At 56.3% G+C, this 17,740-nt stretch carries 14 protein-coding genes; 1 reads left to right on the top strand and 13 read right to left on the bottom strand.

The window, feature by feature from the left end; all coding sequences use genetic code 11:
- Nucleotides 1-102 precede the first annotated feature (102 nt).
- The 10 genes from AAV94_RS08895 to AAV94_RS08855 form a co-directional block, all read right to left on the bottom strand.
- Entirely contained in the window at nucleotides 103-1,086 is a 984-nt protein-coding gene (locus AAV94_RS08895) for a KpsF/GutQ family sugar-phosphate isomerase (RefSeq protein WP_046741959.1), read from the bottom strand.
- Between the two features lie 85 nt (nucleotides 1,087-1,171).
- On the bottom strand, nucleotides 1,172-2,449 hold the full coding sequence (gene kdsB / locus AAV94_RS14660) for a 3-deoxy-manno-octulosonate cytidylyltransferase (RefSeq protein ID WP_156454389.1): 1,278 nt from the start codon (nucleotides 2,447-2,449) through the stop codon (nucleotides 1,172-1,174).
- Between the two features lie 39 nt (nucleotides 2,450-2,488).
- Nucleotides 2,489-3,319 (bottom strand): 3-deoxy-8-phosphooctulonate synthase, encoded by an 831-nt coding sequence (kdsA, locus tag AAV94_RS08880; protein WP_046741958.1) that lies wholly within the window; start codon nucleotides 3,317-3,319, stop codon nucleotides 2,489-2,491.
- 12 nt (nucleotides 3,320-3,331) lie between these two features.
- Nucleotides 3,332-4,120, bottom strand: a complete 789-nt coding sequence (locus AAV94_RS14880) for a hypothetical protein (RefSeq protein WP_156454388.1) — start codon at nucleotides 4,118-4,120, stop codon at nucleotides 3,332-3,334.
- A gap of 3 nt (nucleotides 4,121-4,123) precedes the next feature.
- Entirely contained in the window at nucleotides 4,124-6,421 is a 2,298-nt protein-coding gene (locus tag AAV94_RS14655; RefSeq protein ID WP_197408043.1) for a glycosyltransferase, read from the bottom strand.
- Between the two features lie 65 nt (nucleotides 6,422-6,486).
- Entirely contained in the window at nucleotides 6,487-8,379 is a 1,893-nt protein-coding gene (locus AAV94_RS08875) for a polysaccharide biosynthesis/export family protein (RefSeq protein WP_407927310.1), read from the bottom strand.
- Between the two features lie 194 nt (nucleotides 8,380-8,573).
- Nucleotides 8,574-9,860 (bottom strand): hypothetical protein, encoded by a 1,287-nt coding sequence (locus AAV94_RS08870; RefSeq protein WP_052754990.1) that lies wholly within the window; start codon nucleotides 9,858-9,860, stop codon nucleotides 8,574-8,576.
- Nucleotides 9,857-10,522 (bottom strand): ABC transporter ATP-binding protein, encoded by a 666-nt coding sequence (locus AAV94_RS08865; RefSeq protein ID WP_046741957.1) that lies wholly within the window; start codon nucleotides 10,520-10,522, stop codon nucleotides 9,857-9,859. The genes AAV94_RS08870 and AAV94_RS08865 overlap by 4 nt, the downstream gene beginning before the upstream one ends.
- Nucleotides 10,519-11,340 carry an ABC transporter permease gene (locus AAV94_RS08860; RefSeq protein WP_046741956.1) on the bottom strand — a complete coding sequence of 274 codons (822 nt, stop codon included), beginning with the start codon at nucleotides 11,338-11,340 and terminating at the stop codon, nucleotides 10,519-10,521. The genes AAV94_RS08865 and AAV94_RS08860 overlap by 4 nt, the downstream gene beginning before the upstream one ends.
- A 35-nt stretch (nucleotides 11,341-11,375) precedes the next feature.
- Nucleotides 11,376-12,521 (bottom strand): capsule biosynthesis protein, encoded by a 1,146-nt coding sequence (locus AAV94_RS08855; protein ID WP_052754989.1) that lies wholly within the window; start codon nucleotides 12,519-12,521, stop codon nucleotides 11,376-11,378.
- A gap of 692 nt (nucleotides 12,522-13,213) precedes the next feature.
- Here AAV94_RS08855 and lpxC point away from each other — a divergent pair.
- Nucleotides 13,214-14,137 (top strand): UDP-3-O-acyl-N-acetylglucosamine deacetylase, encoded by a 924-nt coding sequence (lpxC, locus tag AAV94_RS08850; RefSeq protein ID WP_046742058.1) that lies wholly within the window; start codon nucleotides 13,214-13,216, stop codon nucleotides 14,135-14,137.
- A 147-nt stretch (nucleotides 14,138-14,284) separates the two neighbouring features.
- On the opposite strand, the gene AAV94_RS08845 is transcribed toward lpxC, so the two are convergent.
- Genes AAV94_RS08845 through AAV94_RS08835 form a run of 3 tightly spaced genes read right to left on the bottom strand, consistent with a single transcriptional unit; the run spans nucleotide 14,285 to nucleotide 17,500 of the window.
- Nucleotides 14,285-15,655: a UDP-glucose dehydrogenase family protein gene (locus AAV94_RS08845; RefSeq protein WP_046741954.1), complete on the bottom strand. Its 1,371-nt coding sequence runs from the start codon at nucleotides 15,653-15,655 to the stop codon at nucleotides 14,285-14,287.
- A 20-nt stretch (nucleotides 15,656-15,675) separates the two neighbouring features.
- Nucleotides 15,676-16,224 (bottom strand): phosphatase PAP2 family protein, encoded by a 549-nt coding sequence (locus AAV94_RS08840; RefSeq protein ID WP_084824838.1) that lies wholly within the window; start codon nucleotides 16,222-16,224, stop codon nucleotides 15,676-15,678.
- Nucleotides 16,199-17,500 (bottom strand): glycosyltransferase family 4 protein, encoded by a 1,302-nt coding sequence (locus AAV94_RS08835; protein ID WP_052754988.1) that lies wholly within the window; start codon nucleotides 17,498-17,500, stop codon nucleotides 16,199-16,201. The genes AAV94_RS08840 and AAV94_RS08835 overlap by 26 nt, the downstream gene beginning before the upstream one ends.
- Nucleotides 17,501-17,740: the final 240 nt, after the last annotated feature.

Genomic DNA, 17,740 nt, shown 5'->3' with positions numbered 1-17,740 from the left:
ACCAGCGTCCGTCATTGAAGCGTAGGCGCGGACTGCAGCATCGCAGTTTGTCTCACAATTACAGCAAATCAAATATGGCGTAACGAGCTTGGAGAAAAGATATCAAAGCTGCGGTTTGGAGTGATTAAGATCGTAGATATGTAAAATCCCGACGGCGCAGTCAGAATCATTTTTAACGACGAGAGTCGACACCTTCTTTTCACGCATGAAAGCTTCGGCGTCGGCAAACCGCACATCCGGTCCAATGCTGAGAGGGTCGGGCGTCATCATCTCCTGCGCGGACAATTGCTTCACGTTTTCATGGGTGTCAAATGCGCGACGAATGTCGCCATCCGTAATGATGCCCAACAACTTCTCATTCTCAATCACCAGAGCCATTCCCAAACGGCCATTGGTAATGACATTCACCACATCCCTGAACGAGTACTCAGGAGTACAGATGGGGAGAGGCGGTTTATGCATGACGTCGCGCACTTTGGTGAGCAGGCGACGCCCCAGACTGCCGCCGGGATGGAATCTGGCAAAATCCTCCGGCTCGAACCCGCGTTGCTCCGTTAACGCGACTGCCAGCGCATCGCCCATCACCAAGGTGGTGGTAGTGGAACTGGTGGGCGCCAGATTGTTCCTGCATGCTTCCCGACTGACGCCGACATCAAGAACGACATGTGAATGCCGTGCCAGAGAAGAATGTAACTTTCCGGTCAAGGCAATGATTTTGTTGCCTTGGTGCTCCAGAAATGGAAGTATGCGCAGTATTTCCTCGGTTTCGCCGGAATTCGAGATTAAAAGCGCTACGTCGACGGGCTTGATCATTCCCAGGTCGCCATGGAATGCCTCGCCAGGATGGACAAAGAATGCAGACGTACCTGTCGATGCTAGCGTGGCGGCAATTTTCTGACCGATGATGCCTGACTTACCCATTCCTATCACCACCACGCGCCCTTGCGTGGCCATGATAATTTCTACCGCCTGGGAAATGCTGTGGTCAAGACGGTCGCGCATGGCCTGCAGGGCGTCGATTTCAATCGAGATGGTTTTACACGCGATGGACAGCGCGTCATAGTTGTTGGCGACTGTTGTGAGCATTGTTTGTCAACGTACTGTTATTTCTGACATGGAGTTTTTAAAAAATTGAACAGCGCATGTCAGGGCTTATGCTTGAATAAACTGTCTATTGTACGACCTGGTTCATAACAGAAGCGTAGGCGTGCGCAGACTCAAGCACATCGCCTGCACCCTGCGCACGGAGTATGCGGTCGGCGAGTTCGCGTAGCGCTCCACTGCCTCCGGGCAGACTCAGTACGCCTGTGGCATTCCTCTTTACGTAGTCAGGTGCGTCCGCAACAGCGTAAGAGAGGCCGCAAGCAGAAAAGGCGCGCAAGTCGATGCTGTCATCACCAATGCATGCGGTCTGTTCGCGGTTGACACCAGCAATTGCCTGCAGCCGCTCGCATTCTGCCGCCTTGTCCTTGGCACCTAGGCTGAACAACGTCACCCCCAGGTCCGCGATGCGCTTGCGCAGGACTGCAGAATCACGGCCAGACAGCACAGCCACCTGCACGCCACGCTGTTGGAGCAGTTTGATGCCCAGGCCGTCGCGTACGTGGAAGCGTTTCAGTGCCTCACCGCTGGCGTTATAAAACAATCCGCCATCAGTGAGGACACCGTCCACGTCAGTGATGAGCAGTCGTACCTTTGCCAGAGGGTCTGGCGCAGCGTAGGGTTTGCCATTGAGAATGGCGCGCACTTGCTCTAGACCCTCTTGCGTATCCACGCCCGGCCCTGTGGGAGCCACGGTCAAGACCTTCAGGCGAATGCCTGCAGACATCAATCGCAGTTGCTCCAGTACTTCGCTCGCTTCCAGCGGTGATGCGGGCAGATCAGCATATGTCGCGAGAGTCTGCTTGCTATACGCATACACACCTACATGTTTCAGGTAGTGAGCGTGTGCTTTCTCGCGAGGATAAGGAATCAGGCTGCGGCTGAAGTACAGCGCATAACCGGCGTGATCCACTACCACCTTCACAATGTTGGGGTTGTCAGCCTCCTGCGCATCAATGGCATGACACAGCGTGCCTACCGGAGGGGATTCGGACGCAAGCATGGCTTGTGCAAGCAGCGACAAATCTTTAGCGCGTACCAAAGGCTCATCGCCTTGGACGTTCAGATAGATATCCGCGTCCATACTACCCATGACCTCTACCAGCCTATCGGTGCCAGACGGATGCTCGGCTGATGTCATGATGCATTGGCCACCGAAACCTACGACAGCGTCTTGCACACGTTTATCGTCAGTAGCGACGATAACAGCTTCTGCCTCCGGCACTTTCAGTGCGGCCTCGTACACGTGCTGAACCATAGGTTTGCCTAGGATATCTGCAAGCGGTTTGCCTGGGAGACGGCTGGATCCGTAGCGCGCGGGAATGACTATGACCAAACGTTTAGTCACACAAAGCTCCTCACGTGGAAGTAACTGATGTTGAGGATGTCATCGGATTTCTAGCGGCGCAAAGCCCTTGACAAGGTCATCAATAGCCTTGATTTGCGTGAGAAACGGTTCAAGTTGGTCCAATGGCAATGCGCTAGGCCCATCGCACTTGGCTTGATCGGGGTTAGGGTGTGCTTCCAGAAACAGGCCGGCCAGCCCGACCGCCATTCCCGCGCGTGCAAGTTCAAGAACTTGCGCGCGCCGGCCACCGGACGCGGCGGCACCCGGATCGCGCTGTTGCAAAGCGTGAGTGACGTCGAAAATAATCGGTAGACCCCCGGTAACCCGCTTCATCACTCCAAAGCCCAGCATGTCGACGACCAGATTGTCGTATCCGAAGCAGGTGCCCCGGTCACAGAGAATAACCTGCTCATTGCCTGCTTCCCGGAACTTTTCAACGATGTTGGCAACTTGGGACGGGCTAAGAAACTGGGGCTTCTTGATGTTGATTACACGTCCGGTCTTCGCCATTGCAACAACCAAGTCGGTCTGCCGGGCCAGAAATGCTGGCAATTGGAGCACATCGGCGACTTCTGCGACAGGTGCTGCCTGCCAAGGCTCATGCACATCGGTAATGATGGGTACTCCGAACTCTGCCTTGACGGCTTCGAGAATTCGAAGCCCTTCCTCCATCCCAGGCCCGCGGTATGAATGGATGGATGAGCGATTGGCTTTGTCGAAGCTAGCTTTGAATACTATGGGTATTCCTAGTTTTTGCGTGATGTTGCAAAAGGTCTCTGTGGCCTTTAATGTTGAGTTTAGTGACTCAATAACATTTATTCCGCCAAATAATGTGAATTTGGATGAATTCGAGATGCTGCTAATGATCATGGTGCTTTCTTTTTATTTGGTTATGGATACGATGGATTGGTTCTTAATTTTATTAAAGATAAGGGGAGCTTGTAGCTCGAAAAGCTTATCATCTCGTTCGAGCCATGGTAACTCCAGTTCTCCATTGTTCGATTTTTTGCAATCACTAACGAAGCGTGCTAAATCTTTCTTTGATGCGGCGAACATTGTTATTACGTGATGTATTGATGTGGGGATCGGTGTGGTATCAATTTTAATGTTGGTGGAATTTTTGATCAGCCATTCAATCTCTCGGACGTCATGCTCACAGAACTGTGCGTATATTATTTTTTCTCTGTAGTTTTTGAGATTTGATGTTGCAGGCGGATGGCCATTTTTTATAGCTTCTCTTTTGACATGGTTTTTGCTATTCAATAGTTCTATGAATTGGGGGTATGTTGAGAATGGAAGATTTTTCTTTAATGGGTATACTCGCGTCACTGGGGAGAAGCAAATTGATTTGCATTTTCTTAGGTGGAGTCCTTCTGATATGGATCTTCCGCAGAAAATCGCTGGGTAGGCCGATTTGCTGGAGCCAAGAAGAATTAACTCGTTTTTCCTTAGCTTTTCTGCAATATTGAATATATCTGCGGTTAATTTGTCCGTTTTGAATGTATAGTACGAGTTTACAGATTCATGGATATAAAGTGTATCATGCTCAAAATTTGAGTGTTTGAGCATAAATCCGGAAAATGGCGAGAAAACCACGAGGATCTTTTTCGTGGTTTTCTTTGAGCGCTTAAATAGCCATTTGTAGTGTGGTGTTGAATTTAAGAGTTCCATGGCTTACGCTCCTGCGAACTTGCTTCTCATTTCGTTGATAAGAGGTATGATATCTTCCAATTCTATTGCTTTGCCGGTGAAGGGGTTAATGTATACGCTGAACTCAATGCATGATGCGTAAAATAATTCCTCTTTGGTAATTCTTCTTTGTCTTCTATTTATTGCTTGTCTGTCGTTTGTCAGTCCCCATCCGGCATAAAATGGAATACCGAAGGTCTCAACTTGAATACCTCTTAGAATTGCCTCAAAACCAACTTGGGAGGAAACTGTGTACACCTTGCGACATTTTTCTAGCAAAGAAACTATGTCTACATTCTCATCTAGGATTTTTAACCTTTTGTTCGTTGATGCTATTTCTCGCACTGAGATATTGTCAGGATGTTTTTTAAAATATATCGTTGAGTTGGGGTTTTCAGAAATTGCAGCCGATATCATGAGTTCAAAAGTTTTTGGAGTGGCTGATGCAAATTCAATGCTGGCATCATTGGGTTTTTGGTCTATGATAATAATGCAATCGTCATCTATCTCTAAGTTGATTTCTTGTTTCACATATGCGTTATATTTGGTTATTTTGTTTTTTATTATGGCATCTATTGCGTTTTCTGCCCTTTTCTTTTGTTGGGGTGTTAAAATGCTTTCCGATGAATTTAAATGATCCTCTAGTCTGGAAGGTTGTCTGGCGTCATAGTAGTATGATAGGTCGTCAAGTATGTATCCAAAGCTTTGGGCGGCTGGTCCGTTAAATTTATTGTCGAAGTAATTTGCAAATGCTCCAAAAAATGATGTCTCTGCAAAAATTATCCTCTTTCCATAATGGGAGGCGTAATTTATACATTTCCACCAGTTCTCATTCCTGATTCTGTTTACAAGCATTATTATTAATTGGGCCTGGGATGGATCGATGTTTCGTCCTATATTTTGGGATCTAAATATGGTCTTTATGTTGTCGTGAAAACCGCCGTCAATGTCGCGAGGTTCTGCGTTTGTAAAGATGTAGGAATTTTCAGGGATATTTGATAAAAATTCTTTAATGCTTTGCTTCGGTGTTTTTCTTGCTTCGTTTTGCAGGTGCATAATTGCAATGTGCGAAGCGGACTGTAGGTAGTCATAGGGTACTATTTTTCTTTCGGATGCATGTTTTATGGATTCCATTGACTTGCTTAGAGTTTTGGTGTTGTTTATGTTTTTTACTAAATCGACTGCTAATCTGTGGAATGAGTCCTCGAGCCTCTCCATGTTTAGTCGCGTTCTTCTTAGGTTTTTTACACTTTTGATGTATCCCAATAGTTTTGTATAGAACTTCTTTGCTCCTCTATTTTTTGTTTTCGCTTCCGAGTATGTGTGTTGGATTTTGTGTTTCGCTTCGTTGGGTTTGGTTTCTATTTTTTGTGTGGATAGTGATTTTTCGATGTCTGCCCAGTACTGAGTCATCTTTGCATAGGATTCCCAAGTTGAAGATAATGGGTGTTCGCGCGATATCCATGGTTTTCTTTTGTATGTGTAATGTATTATGGATGGATTTTTTACTGCGTCCCTGTAGTCTCTTAGGGATTGTTTGTTGTTGATTCCGACATTATTTTTTGCCCAATGCTTGTCAAAATACGATCCGTGAACATTCCATTTTAAATTTATATATTTTATGTGTGAATTGAATACGACGTTGATGATTTGCTGATCGCCGAGGGATATTTTGTATTTATTTGCTGCTATGTATTCGTTTATTCTTTCTAGAAAATTTATTTCCCTTATTTTTTTGAGGTTGATTAGCATGACGCCTGCGTTGATATGAGGCGCATCTTCAGGTAGTCCAAATTTCTTGCTGTAGATTTTGCTTATTGAGTCCTCTACGCCTGCAAAAATTGCGTCTTCTATATCTATTTCCCAGAGCTTTGAAATCGAGTCGGTGATGGCTAGATCGCCATCAAGATAAATTACTTTTTCGATTCTTTTTGGAAGAATGTCGTGCATTAGTAGTCTGTAGTATGTTGCAATTGATATTCCTGGTGTGGTTTTTATGTTTTTGAATTGACTTGCGTCAACTTCAATTGTGTGTAAATTAAATGCATGTATTTTTTTTAGGTCTATGAATTTCTTCTCGTCTTCGCTCTCTAGTTTTTTGTCTGTGAGAATGTAGATTTCGAGTTGGTGTGTGGATTTGTAGTTTTTGAGGAGGGAGGCGATTGTGACGGCTGTGTATGGTAGAAAGTTTTTATCGCTTGCAAATACGATGTTTATCTCTTTTTCTGTGTTTTGGAGTGCGTGTGTGGATGTTGCTGTGTTGCTTTGGGTTACGTTTTGCATTTCAAATACCATGCGTTTGTTTGGAGGTTTCGATGTGATGGGACTACGATAATTTAGGTTTGGTCTTATAGGTCAAAAACGACCTTCGCACTGACTGCGATCTGGTACATGATTTGCGTAATATCTTTCCAGAACTGACGATTTTTCTGGTCTACCCGTGGCAGCACTAGGATCTGGTCACCGGCCTTGATAGCAGGTTTCATGCCCCATCTGCCCATGTTCACCTGTTCGAACGTGCCGTCGCGACGGGCTACCACCACGCGTGCATCGTCGGCGCGCTGGGTGTAGCCCCCAGCGCGATCAATGTAGTCCTGCAGGCGCAGGCCGGATTCATGCGCCACGGCGTTGGGAAAGAGCACTTCGCCGCCCACCAACACCAGTCCGTCACGGGTGGGCACGCGCAGGATGTCGCCGTTTTCCAGCAGCAGGTTGGTGCGTTCCTGCACGGGAGCGATGACAACCTGGCCAAGCGGTTGTACCCGGCGTGCACGTTCAATCCATTGCAGGGTGAGTTGCGCTTCCTCCTGGCGCAGGCGGGCTTCGTCTTGCGAGCCGCTGCGGGCCGTCAATACGGCTGTCTCCAGGCTGCGCAAGGAGGTTTCGAGGATCTGTTTCTGGCGTTGCTGCACGCTGCGGCGGAATAGCTGGATGCTTTCGATTTCCGAGCGGTCATTGAACTGGATTTGGCCAATCAGCTGGCCCAGCGTACTGCCGTAGGGCAGTACGTATTCCTGCGCGCTGAAGTGTTCGCCTTCCACGCGCACGGTGATGGTGCCGGGTTTTTTATCGGCAGTGAATTCCAGCTCGTCGCCGTTTTGCAGAAAAATCTGGCTGGCCTGCGAAAGGGGGTAGTATTCGGTGTTGCGCACAGTGCCTGAGTTGCGCTGGATGCGCACGTGGGTCGCTTCGGCAAATGGCTTGGCGACGGCGATGAGCTGGGCAACTGATGGACGGGCACTGCTGACTTCAAAGCGCTTGGCATTCTCGACCAGACCGCTGACGCGCACGACGTTCTGGCGCGGCGGCACAAAGATCACGTCTCCATTGGCCAGCTGTACCGTGGGCATGGTGCCGTTGAGCAGAAAGTCATACAGGTTGACGGTGGCGCGTACCTGCTCGCCCCGCTTAACTTGCACCGCCAGATAGGTGCCGCGCTCCGGGTCTACACCCCCGGCCTGGTCGAGGTAGTGCAGCAGGCTGTCCATGCTGGTACCGCTGTAGGCACCGGGCCGATGCACGAAACCGCTGACGAACACCCGCACGGGCTGCGCTTCAGCCAGGCTGGCATAGCTTTGCACATTGGCGCGGAACACACGCCGCACGGCGTTGTTGACGACCTGCTGCAGGTTCTCGTTGCGTTCGCCCAGAACGCGCACAGGGCCCACGTGAGGTAAGAAGATGTTGCCCTGCGGATCGACGGTGAGCACTGCGTCGTAGTTGAATGCGCCCCACAGGCGCACCTGGATGCTGTCTCCACTGGAGATGGTGTAGTCCGGGTTGAACTGTGTGGCCCCGGCGTTGGCAAATGCGCCGGTGAAAAGCTGTGCACCGAAGACGTCGCTTTGCAGGTTGCTCTGGTAATCGAACTGTTGTGGTACCTGTGGCTGCACTTGTGGCACAGGCGAATTTGCGGCAGGCATGGGCATGGGCATGCGCGCCGCGTTGACGGCGGCCGCGCCCGGATGCGCGCGCAGGATCCCGGGATTTTGCGTCTGGTTGGTGCCGGTGCTGCTTGTGGTGACTTGCTGGCTGGAGTAGGCCGTGTTGCCGTCTGTGGCGGGCAAGTCGCCCGGAAAGGCAATGCTTTGCGCATTTGCCTGCGTGAGGGCAAGGCCGCAAAGCAATGTGGCAGGCAGCCACCGCATAGTTAGGCGGCGCAGTATGCGCATGGGCATTGACAGTTGCGGGGCGCTGGCGGTGGCAGTATTGGCAACGGGCTGGTTGGTTAACAGGGACATGGGAGCGCTTGCCTTCTGCGATGAAAGTGGATGGTGGCCGCATGGGTGCCGCTGGGATGCCACGGCGCCATTTCCGGCGCCGTGGGCGCGCGCAGTGGCTGGAGCGGCGGTGGGCAGTTGCAATGGCGCGTGGGCGACGGGCATGGCAATGGCGGCGGGCGTTCAGTCGATCGGTTGCAAAATCGTCGGAGCGGTCAGTCCTGGTGGTCGCGCACAATGGCCGTCATCAACGTGAAGATGATGGCGAGCGCGCCAATCAGCAGCGCGAAGACCAGGGTGTTGTACATGCGGCGCGGCTCCAGCGGCTCTTCCGCCAGTGTAGGCTGCTGCAGCACAGTGATCTTCTTGAGCATGCGCAGTGCCTCGACGCGGCCCCGTTCCAGCGCCATGACGGTGGAGCGGTAGACCTCGTCGGCAAACTGGGCCTGCATTTCAAGGCGCTGGTATTCTTCCACGGCGCGGTTGAGGGCCTCGCCGTCCTTGGCTTTGCCCTTTGCCTTGGGGCCTGCGGTGAGCTTGGCGCGTTCATTGCGGATTTGCTTCTGCAGGGCGTCTATGCGCAGTTCGATTTGTTTGACGTCTGCCGCCTCCGGGCTCAGGTATCCGAGCATGACGCTGCGCTGCGCCTGCAGCGAGGCCAGCTCTCCTTCCAGCCGCGCACTAATGGCGGCCAAGCTTTCGGCCTGTGCCTGTGGTGATATCAGACCAGTGGCGTTCTGGTACTCCAGCAGGGCATTGCGTGTTTGCTGTGCGCGATGATTGCTTTCCTCCACCTGCCGCTCGAGAAACTCCACCTGCGTGCGGGCAATGGTGTGGCCGATCTCGTTCATGAAGGCTTCGCCTTCAGTCAGCAATGCGCGTGTAATGGCCTGAGCCATGGGCGCGTCATAGGCCTGTGCCCGAATGCGCAGGACGCCGACCTGGTCATCGATCTCAATGCTGACGCGCCGCAGATAGTAGTCGTGAAATTCCTCCTGGCTGGCATCGTGCGGCAGGCGGGAGAGCCAATCGTACGCCGTACCACTGTAATGTGCCTTGAGGTCGAGGTCGTCCTGCAGCTTTTGCAGCATGTCTACCGAGCGCAGGTGGTCGCGCAGCAGGCGCAAATCCGTGGTGCTGTAGCCACCGCCCGTAAGGGCGCTGGCAAGATCGAAGCTCTGCCCTGTTTGCAGGTCAGTGTTTTCGACGATGAGGTGGGTTTCGGAGACATAGCGATCCGATGCCATCAGCCCCCAGTAGATGGCACCGATCAGTATGATCACCAGACTGGCAATCAGGAGGGGATGTCCGCGCATCCATTGCTTGCCAGCACGCACGCTGTAGGCGGGCTCGGAAAAGAAAGCGCGCGACGCTGGGGCTACTTGCGCATCCGCGTGGGCATCACTGGCCGCAACGTGCGCAGGCGCACCAGCTGCAGCTTTTTGCTCCGCCGGCATCTGTTCGGGGCGTGAGCCGGCTTCGGTGGATGTCTTATCGGTCATAGGGAGAGGCTGTGATTGTATTGGGCCAGCGCGTCGTTAATGTCGTCAAACCAATAGGCTTTGCCCTGGTCCAGCCAGATGCCGCTTTCGCAGAATTGGCGCAGGGTGCTTTCGCTGTGCGCCACCATGATCAGGCTGCTGCGCCCGGCCAGCTGTTTGAATGCCTGGTTGGCCTTGCGGCGGAATGCCGCATCGCCGACCGAGGTGAGTTCATCCACCAGGTAAATGTCGAAGTCGAATGCCAGGCTCATGGCAAACTTCAGGCGCGCCTGCATGCCGCTGGAATAGGTCTTGATCGGTTCGTCAAAGGCTTCACCAAGCTCAGCAAAGTCGTTGATGAATTCCAGGGTCTCGTGCATCCGCGCATCCAGGCCGTGCAGGCGGCAGACGAAACGCGCGTTCTGGCGGCCGGTGAGCGAGCCTTGCAGGCCGCCAGCCAGCCCCAGCGGCCAGGAGGTGCGGCAGTGGCGGATAACGCGGCCATGGTCCGGGCTGTCGATGCCACCGATGAGCCGCAGCAGTGTGGACTTGCCCGCGCCGTTACGACCGATCAGGCCGACACTGCGGTTGGCCGGAATGGTCAGGTTGATGCCGGTGAGCACCCAGCGCCCCAGGCCATGGTCGGTGCGGTAGCGTTTGTGCAAATCAATGATCTCGATCATAGGGCCTGCAAGCGTTTGGCAAATCGGCGTTGCAGTGCCAGACCCAGTACCGTCAAGCTCAACGCCCAGGCGGCCAGATAGCCCATGCTGATTTCAGGCAGCACGTGGTAGCCCGGGAAGAAGCCGCTGCGGATCAACTCCACGCCATGCACGATGGGGTTGTAGAGCAGCCATTCACGTGCGGTAACTGGCAACATGGCCGGTGAGTACATGATGGCGGAGAGAAAATACAAGGGCACGAAGATGAAGCCGACCAATTTCTCTGTCTCCGGCACCAGCACATACAGAACCGAGAAAGTCAGCGCAAAGCCTGCGCCCATCAGCGCCAGCAGCGCCAGCGCAGCGCAGGCGATGAGCGGATCATGCGGTAGTACGTCAAAGCCTGCCACCGCAGCCAGCAGTAAAAGCAGTACCAGCACAATGAACTGCAGCGTGCTTTCCAGCGCAATGCGCGCCAGCACGGTATCCACCGGCAACACCTGGCGGTAGGAGAGCAGGCCCCGGTTGGCGCCGATGGCCGATGCGCAGCGCCGGCCTGTGGCCACAAACATCTGATAGCCCATGAAGCCCAGCGCGAGAAACAGCGCAAAGTCCACACCGCTGAGGTGGCGCTGGCGCAGGGTGGAGAAGATCAGCATCAGAAAGCCCACGTGCACCAGCGGCTCCAGCAGCAGCCAAAGCCACGCCATGCGGCGCCCGTAGAGGCGGGTGAGCGCCTCGCGCATGAACAGCGCATGCCAGACAGCCCAAGCCACCTGCCAAGGCGAGCGTGTGGATGTGATGCCTGGTGGGGGGGAGGAAGGTGTCGCTTGCGTCATGGAAATAGCATGCGCTGCCACAGTGGCCCATGACTCTATGGGCGCAGGCAGGGTGTGTCGGCGTAAAAGCTGGCGTTCAGTTGCGAGTGCTGGATCAGATATCGTTGATAAGCACGAAATAGTACCTTGTCGACTTTGCCTGGTGATCGCCAGAATGCATCCAACGGTAGCGAAGGCCCGTAGACCAGCCCGTCAACGTTGTAGATGCAGTCCCCGAGCACAGCGACCGGCGTATTGTGCAACAAGGCCTGCAGCCCAGTCGTACTGTTGACGGTCACCAGGCCCTTGGCATGTTCCAGGACCGAGGGCAAATGCAAATCCTGCGCAATCAAAACGCGGTCTTGCACACCAAGGCGCCTGGCATGCTGGCGGATGACTTGATGGTAGAGCCGGTAGGGTCGGTCCATCGGGTGGTGTTTGATGACCAGCAGGTCCTGCTTGTCTGCTGCCCGTGCGAAGGACTCGAGCACGTGGCAAATCATGGCCTCGCTATTCGCGAAAGGCGAGTGGTTGACCATTTGGCTGTCGTTATGCACCTGTAGCGGCAGCAAAAAGTAGCGTTTGTGATTGTGTGCTGCCAGCAGTTGCCGCATCAATGGCCGGTCCGTCACATACGCACGAAGCTTGCGCAGTCCGCCAACCACCCCCCAGCGCCACGCCTGCGAAACAGGGTTAATAGGGCGGTGGTAAACGTGATGGCGATAGCGCGCATATCCAAGCAACATTGCCACGGAATAAATGCTGGCAATCAGTGCGGTGCGCCGAAAGCGCTGGCCGGTTACCTCTTGGGCTGTGTGCGCTGGCGTTGCTGGCAGGGCTCGGTAGAAAGCGCCATCGCGCGGCAGGGGGGACAGTGCATTGACACCGCCTTCCTCAAGGGTGACGAAGTCGGGCCGGACGTAGCCTTCCTCAAACACGTGGACGGCGAGACCCAGCTCTCGCGCAACCTTGCGAGCGATTTGATGCACGGGCCGGCTTTGGCCGAACAACGCGATGGCCTCATAGCGGTGAGTTTGAATATGCGCTGCGAGCCATTCAGATAAATCCTCGTGGCGGCCAGTGTAGGCGGTCGCTCCCGGAAAACGGTAGAACAGGGCATCGCCTGCGTTGAAGTTGATCTTCCCGACCTCGCAACCGTGCCGGCTGAGATACTGCGCCAGCTTACTGAAGAAGGGGCCCATAGGCCCCTGTAGTAGCAGGATTTTGTGGTGACGCAACAGACGCTGCAGAGGCGGTGGCGTGACAGACGAGTCCGCTGCCACCCTCATCTCTGTGGCTGAGTGCGATGCGGTGGCATCCTTGGCAATGGGGGCGTTGGTGCCGTCGTCTTGCCGGATTGGAGAATTATTGTGTGTGGCAAACAAGGCAGGTGTCGTGGGTTGCGCATTGTGGCTCAGGCTGATGCATGGAAGATTCCGCAGCCATCGTGATCATGGAGATGCTTGTTGCCGCAGACCTTGGCGCGTAGCAAAAGCCCTTCCAGAAGGCGCGAAGCCGATGAGGAGCACTGCGCGCCGCACATTGCCCGAGCCGAAGCAAATTGTTATGGAATCTGTTGGTATTCCTTGATTCTCGGGGCGGTGTGACTGCAACAAATCATGAAGAAGCGCACCGCGAGTCGCATGCCATGCGAAGGGCGCATGCACGCACATGGTGCGTCCAGGCACTCTTGCAACAAGGCTTGACCCAACTCTCGTCATGGATGCATCGCCCGTTTTCTCGAAGTTACCAATCTCTCTTGGTGTTGCAATTTTATCAGTGCAACGTGACGGTGTTTGTGTCGATCTTCCAACATGGTCTAGCCAAGGTATGGCCATTGCGGCACGCGCAGCGACGCAGCGGCTTTTGGCACCCAGCGGTAGAATCGCGCCCCATGCTTGCCCAAAGAACCATCCAGACAATCACCCGCGCGGTAGGCGTTGGGTTGCACAGCGGCCAGCGGGTCGAGCTGACGCTGCGACCTGCGCCGGAAAATACCGGCATTGTCTTCACGCGGGTGGATTTGCCTGAGCCCGAGGTGATACCGGTGAATGCCGAGGCCGTGTTCGATACGCGCCTGGCGTCGGTCATTGGCAGACCCGGGGCGCGAGTTTCGACGATTGAACACATCATGTCGGCCTGCGCGGGGCTGGGCATCGACAACCTCTACATCGACCTGACGGCCGAAGAGGTGCCGATTCTTGACGGCTCTGCAGCCGGCTTCGTGTACCTGTTGCGCGAGGCGGGCATTGCCGTGCAGGGCGCGCCGCGGCAGTTCGTGCGTGTGCGCAAGCCCGTGGAGGTGCGCGTCGAGGGCGTTGGCGAGTGCAAGTGGGCCAGGCTTTCTCCCTATCAGGGGTTCAAGCTGGGCTTTGAGATCGACTTCAGCCACCCGGCTGTGGATTCGACGGGGCAGCGCGTCGAGTTCGACATGGGCGAGGGCAACTATGTGCGCGATATTGCGCGCGCGCGCACGTTTGGCTTTACGCGCGATGTGGAAGCCTTGCGCGCCAACGGCCTTGCGCTGGGTGGCGGCTATGACAACGCGATCGTGCTGGACGATTACAAGGTGCTCAACAGCGAAGGGTTGCGCTACGAGGACGAGTTCGCCAAGCACAAGATTCTCGATGCGATTGGCGACCTGTACGTGCTGAGCAAGCCCTTGCTTGCCGCCTACAGCGCCTACCGCTCCGGACACGCGATGAACAACCAGCTGTTGCGCGCCCTGCTGGCCGACCAGGCGGCATGGGACATCGTGACGTTCGAGGATGACGCCGAGGTGCCGCGCGGCTTTGCCCTGCCTGCTTTCAGCTGGTGAGACTCGGGCTTTCGGGCTCTGGTCATGGACCTCTGTGCATTGCAGGCGCGTGCACGGAGCTTTACACCTCCGGCGTCAAATTCTGCCGCGCTCCAACAGCCATCAATCTTGGCTGCGGTCACGGGTCTGCACAGGTTGTGCAGATGGTCACGCTGCCTGGCGCTGCATGTCCCCGGCGGTAACCGACGGGCGGCCAAAGCTGCTGTAGTGAAATCCCAGTGCCTGCATCTGCGCGGGATCGTAGAGGTTGCGGCCATCAATGACGACGGGCTGGCGCAAGAGGCCGCGCACGCGTTGCCAGTCCGGTTGCCGAAAGGGCTTCCATTCCGTGGGTATGACCAGTGCGTCCGCATCGTCCAATACGGCATAGGGGTCTTGCGCATGCAGCACGAGCTGCCCACTGGTCAGCCAGTGGGCCGGCACGCAGCGCAGGACGCTGGCAGTGGCAACGGGATCATGGGCCTGCACGACGGCGCCGGCCTCAAGCAGTGAGGCGATCAGCTGCAGCGCGGGCGCCTCGCGGACATCGTCAGTGCCGGGCTTGAATGCGAGGCCCCAGACGGCGATGGTGCGGCCATCGAGTGCGCCCAGTTGTTGTTGCAGTTTGACGAACAGGCCCGCTTTCTGGATGGTGTTGCGCTCTTCCACTGCCTGCAGGATGTGGCTGGGCAGCCCATGGCGTTGTGCGGTGTGGATGAGCGCGCGCACGTCCTTGGGAAAGCACGAGCCGCCATAGCCGCAGCCTGCGTAGAGGAAGTCGTAGCCGATGCGGCTGTCGGAGCCAACGCCAAGGCGCACTTTCTCGATGTCCACACCCAGTTGCTCGCACAGGCTGGCCATCTCGTTCATGAATGAGATGCGCGTGGCCAGCATGGCGTTGGCCGCGTATTTGCTCATCTCGGCTTCGCGTCGGCCCATGACCATCAGGCGCGGTTGCTTGCGCAGAAATGGTGCGTACAGCGCTTCCATGGTCTGGCGCGCCTGATCGTCCGCACAGCCGATGATGACGCGATCGGGGCGCATGAAGTCTTCCACCGCGCAGCCCTCGCGCAGGAATTCCGGGTTGCTCACCACGGGAACCGTGAAGCCGGCCTCGCGCTGCGTCAGGCCCCGGGCAATGGTGCGTTCGATGCGCTCCGCCGTGCCGACGGGGGCGGTCGATTTGTTGACCACGACACACCGCTGTGGCAGCCAGCGGCCCAGTTCCTCGGCCACGGCAAGCACCTGCGAGGTGTCCGCCGATCCGTCCGGTGCCGATGGCGTGCCTACGGCGATGAAGCACAGGTCGATGTTGGTCAGCACAGGGCGCAGCGTTTGCGCAAAGTGCAATCTGCCCTGCTGGTGGTTGCGCAGCAGCAGCGGCTCCAGCCCCGGTTCGTGGATGGGCACCTCGCCGTCACGCAGGCGGGCGATGCGTTCGGCGTCCCGGTCCACGCACACGACGTGGTGCCCCATTTCTGCAAAGCAGGTAGCACTGACCAGGCCAACGTAGCCACTTCCGATCACGACGATGCGCATAATGCAGGAGTCCTTTTCGATCAAGCCATCAGAACCAGCACGGCCAGTAAGCTGCCGATGGCAGCGCCGGCGAGTACATCACTGGGAAAATGCAGCCCCAGCACCACACGCGAGAGTGCGATCAGCAGCGTGAAAGGCACCAGCACCCACGCCAGCAGCGGCAGGTAGAAGCAGGCGACCAATGTGAAGGCTACGGCGTGCAGGGTATGCCCGCTGGGAAAACTGAATTCGTCCAGTGGTGCCGTCAGGGCGACGACAGTGCCGCCACGGGCATAAGGGCGCGGGCGGCTGGTGACTTTCTTGAGCCATTTGTACAGCAGTACGCCGGCGACCCCTGCAACGGCCATGCGGAAGGCGGCCTGCAAGTGCCCGGCTGCCAGCAGCAGCGCCATCAAGGCGTACCAGAAGATTCCGTTGCCCAGACGGCTGACCGTGCGCATGAGCGCGAGCAATGCGGGATGGCGCAGGCGCTGCTGGAGCGCTACGCACAGCATCAGCTCGCGGTGGCTGAAGCCGTAAGCGGGGTAGGCGGTGCTGGCGTTGTCAGGCGTTCTGGGCTGGGCGTGCATGGGCGGAGCTCCTTTCAGAACCCGCATCGGCCTGGTGGCCTGAGCGGTCGGGATGGACGGGATGGCCTGCGCCTGCGATGGAGATGGCATCGCGGTAGTCGGCAATCAGCGCGTCGATGACGCTTTTCCAGCTGCGGCAATTGCTGCCTGCATTGCGCGCCATCTGACGCAACAAGGGGGCGTCAAGTGCGGTGGCGAGCGTGGCCTGCACGAACGCCTCCTGATCGCCAAATGGCACCAAGATGCCGTTGACGCGGTGCGTGATCAGTTCGCGCGCGGCGGCGTAGTCGAAGCCGATGACAGGTACGCCGCTGGCCAGGGCCTCCTGCACGACGTTGCCGAAGGTCTCGCTCATGCTGGCGAATACGAACAGATCAGCAGAAGCGTAGTGGGCGCTCAGGTCAGAAGTGTTGACGGGGCCCGTAAGGATCACGTCCGGGTAGCTGCGTGCCAGGCGGTGGTATTCGGGTCCGCCGCCCACCAGGACCAGTCGCGTGTAGGGCAGATGCTGGCGCACCGCTTCCCAGGCGCGCACGACCAGGTCCAGTTGTTTCTCGGCGGCAAGCCGACCCACGCACAGCAGCACCAGATCGTCCTTGCCAACGCCCCATTGCGTGCGCAATGCCTGGCTGCGGTGCTGCGGGTGAAATAGCGTCCGGTCGACGCCGCGCGACATCACGCGCACCTGGCGCATGCCCTGCCTGGTCAAGGCGTCAGCCAGTTCCTGCGTGGGGGCCAGGTTGATATGGCAGCGGTTGTGAAAGCGCACCAGGTAGTTGCTGACCACCTGGCGCAGAAAGCCAAAGCGGTAGTGCTCCGTGTAGCGGTCAAAATGCGTGTGATAGCCGCCCACAAGGGGCAGTTTGAGCTTGCTGGCAGCGCGTACGGCGGACCAGCCCAGCGGGCCTTCCGTGAGCACGTGCACCACGTCCGGTGGCTGCTGCTGCCAGTTGCGCAGCAGCGTGCGGCCAGCCGGCAGCCCGAAACGGATGCCGTTGTAGCCAGGCACGCCAATGCCTCGCACCAGCGTGGTGGGCAGATCGGCAAAGCTGGCCAGGCGCCCGCGGTTTTCCTCGGGCTGCACCGGTCGCACGATATGCACCTTGTGACCGGCGGCCAGCAAGCCATTGACGACGCGCCCGGCCGTCATGGCTACACCGTTGACCTCGGGAGGAAAGGTTTCGGTGACCAATGCAATACGCAGCGGCTTGTCGCCCGCTGGCGGCGACAAATCCTGCAACAGGCCATCAAAGGCAGAGGGGTGCGCCGTGTTCATGAGCAGTCACTCTAGGCAGCGGCCATGAACGGGGTATGACGCTGCAGTGACTGTTTCGTGACGGAGACGCTTTTTGCCAGTCCCCGCCAGGGTGTCCACATGGTCAGATGGCGCTCGTCATTGCGAGGGCGCTGTGGCAATCGGGGAGAGAAGGCGCTGGCGCTGAGCGGGCATTGCAGCGCTCCAGCGCGCAATGACAAGGCAGATATCCACCCTTGGTCATTGCCGCAAAGCGTAGCG

Origin of the sequence: Lampropedia cohaerens (genome assembly GCF_001005215.1) — a bacterium.
Taxonomy (GTDB): Bacteria; Pseudomonadota; Gammaproteobacteria; order Burkholderiales; family Burkholderiaceae_C; genus Lampropedia; species Lampropedia cohaerens.
The sequence above is the reverse complement of the archived record's forward strand: the minus strand, read 5'-3'. Positions and strand labels throughout refer to the sequence as shown.

What these genes read in the sequence shown, in the direction of transcription:
- AAV94_RS08895 (WP_046741959.1), bottom strand. Translation starts at nt 1,086, where the DNA reads ATGCTCACAACAGTCGCCAACAACTATGACGCGCTGTCCATCGCGTGT.
- kdsA (WP_046741958.1), bottom strand. Translation starts at nt 3,319, where the DNA reads ATGATCATTAGCAGCATCTCGAATTCATCCAAATTCACATTATTTGGC.
- AAV94_RS14880 (WP_156454388.1), bottom strand. Translation starts at nt 4,120, where the DNA reads ATGGAACTCTTAAATTCAACACCACACTACAAATGGCTATTTAAGCGC.
- AAV94_RS14655 (WP_197408043.1), bottom strand. Translation starts at nt 6,421, where the DNA reads ATGCAAAACGTAACCCAAAGCAACACAGCAACATCCACACACGCACTC.
- AAV94_RS08875 (WP_407927310.1), bottom strand. Translation starts at nt 8,379, where the DNA reads ATGTCCCTGTTAACCAACCAGCCCGTTGCCAATACTGCCACCGCCAGC.
- AAV94_RS08870 (WP_052754990.1), bottom strand. Translation starts at nt 9,860, where the DNA reads ATGACCGATAAGACATCCACCGAAGCCGGCTCACGCCCCGAACAGATG.
- AAV94_RS08865 (WP_046741957.1), bottom strand. Translation starts at nt 10,522, where the DNA reads ATGATCGAGATCATTGATTTGCACAAACGCTACCGCACCGACCATGGC.
- AAV94_RS08860 (WP_046741956.1), bottom strand. Translation starts at nt 11,340, where the DNA reads ATGACGCAAGCGACACCTTCCTCCCCCCCACCAGGCATCACATCCACA.
- AAV94_RS08855 (WP_052754989.1), bottom strand. Translation starts at nt 12,521, where the DNA reads ATGGGCCCCTTCTTCAGTAAGCTGGCGCAGTATCTCAGCCGGCACGGT.
- lpxC (WP_046742058.1), top strand. Translation starts at nt 13,214, where the DNA reads ATGCTTGCCCAAAGAACCATCCAGACAATCACCCGCGCGGTAGGCGTT.
- AAV94_RS08845 (WP_046741954.1), bottom strand. Translation starts at nt 15,655, where the DNA reads ATGCGCATCGTCGTGATCGGAAGTGGCTACGTTGGCCTGGTCAGTGCT.
- AAV94_RS08840 (WP_084824838.1), bottom strand. Translation starts at nt 16,224, where the DNA reads ATGCACGCCCAGCCCAGAACGCCTGACAACGCCAGCACCGCCTACCCC.
- AAV94_RS08835 (WP_052754988.1), bottom strand. Translation starts at nt 17,500, where the DNA reads ATGAACACGGCGCACCCCTCTGCCTTTGATGGCCTGTTGCAGGATTTG.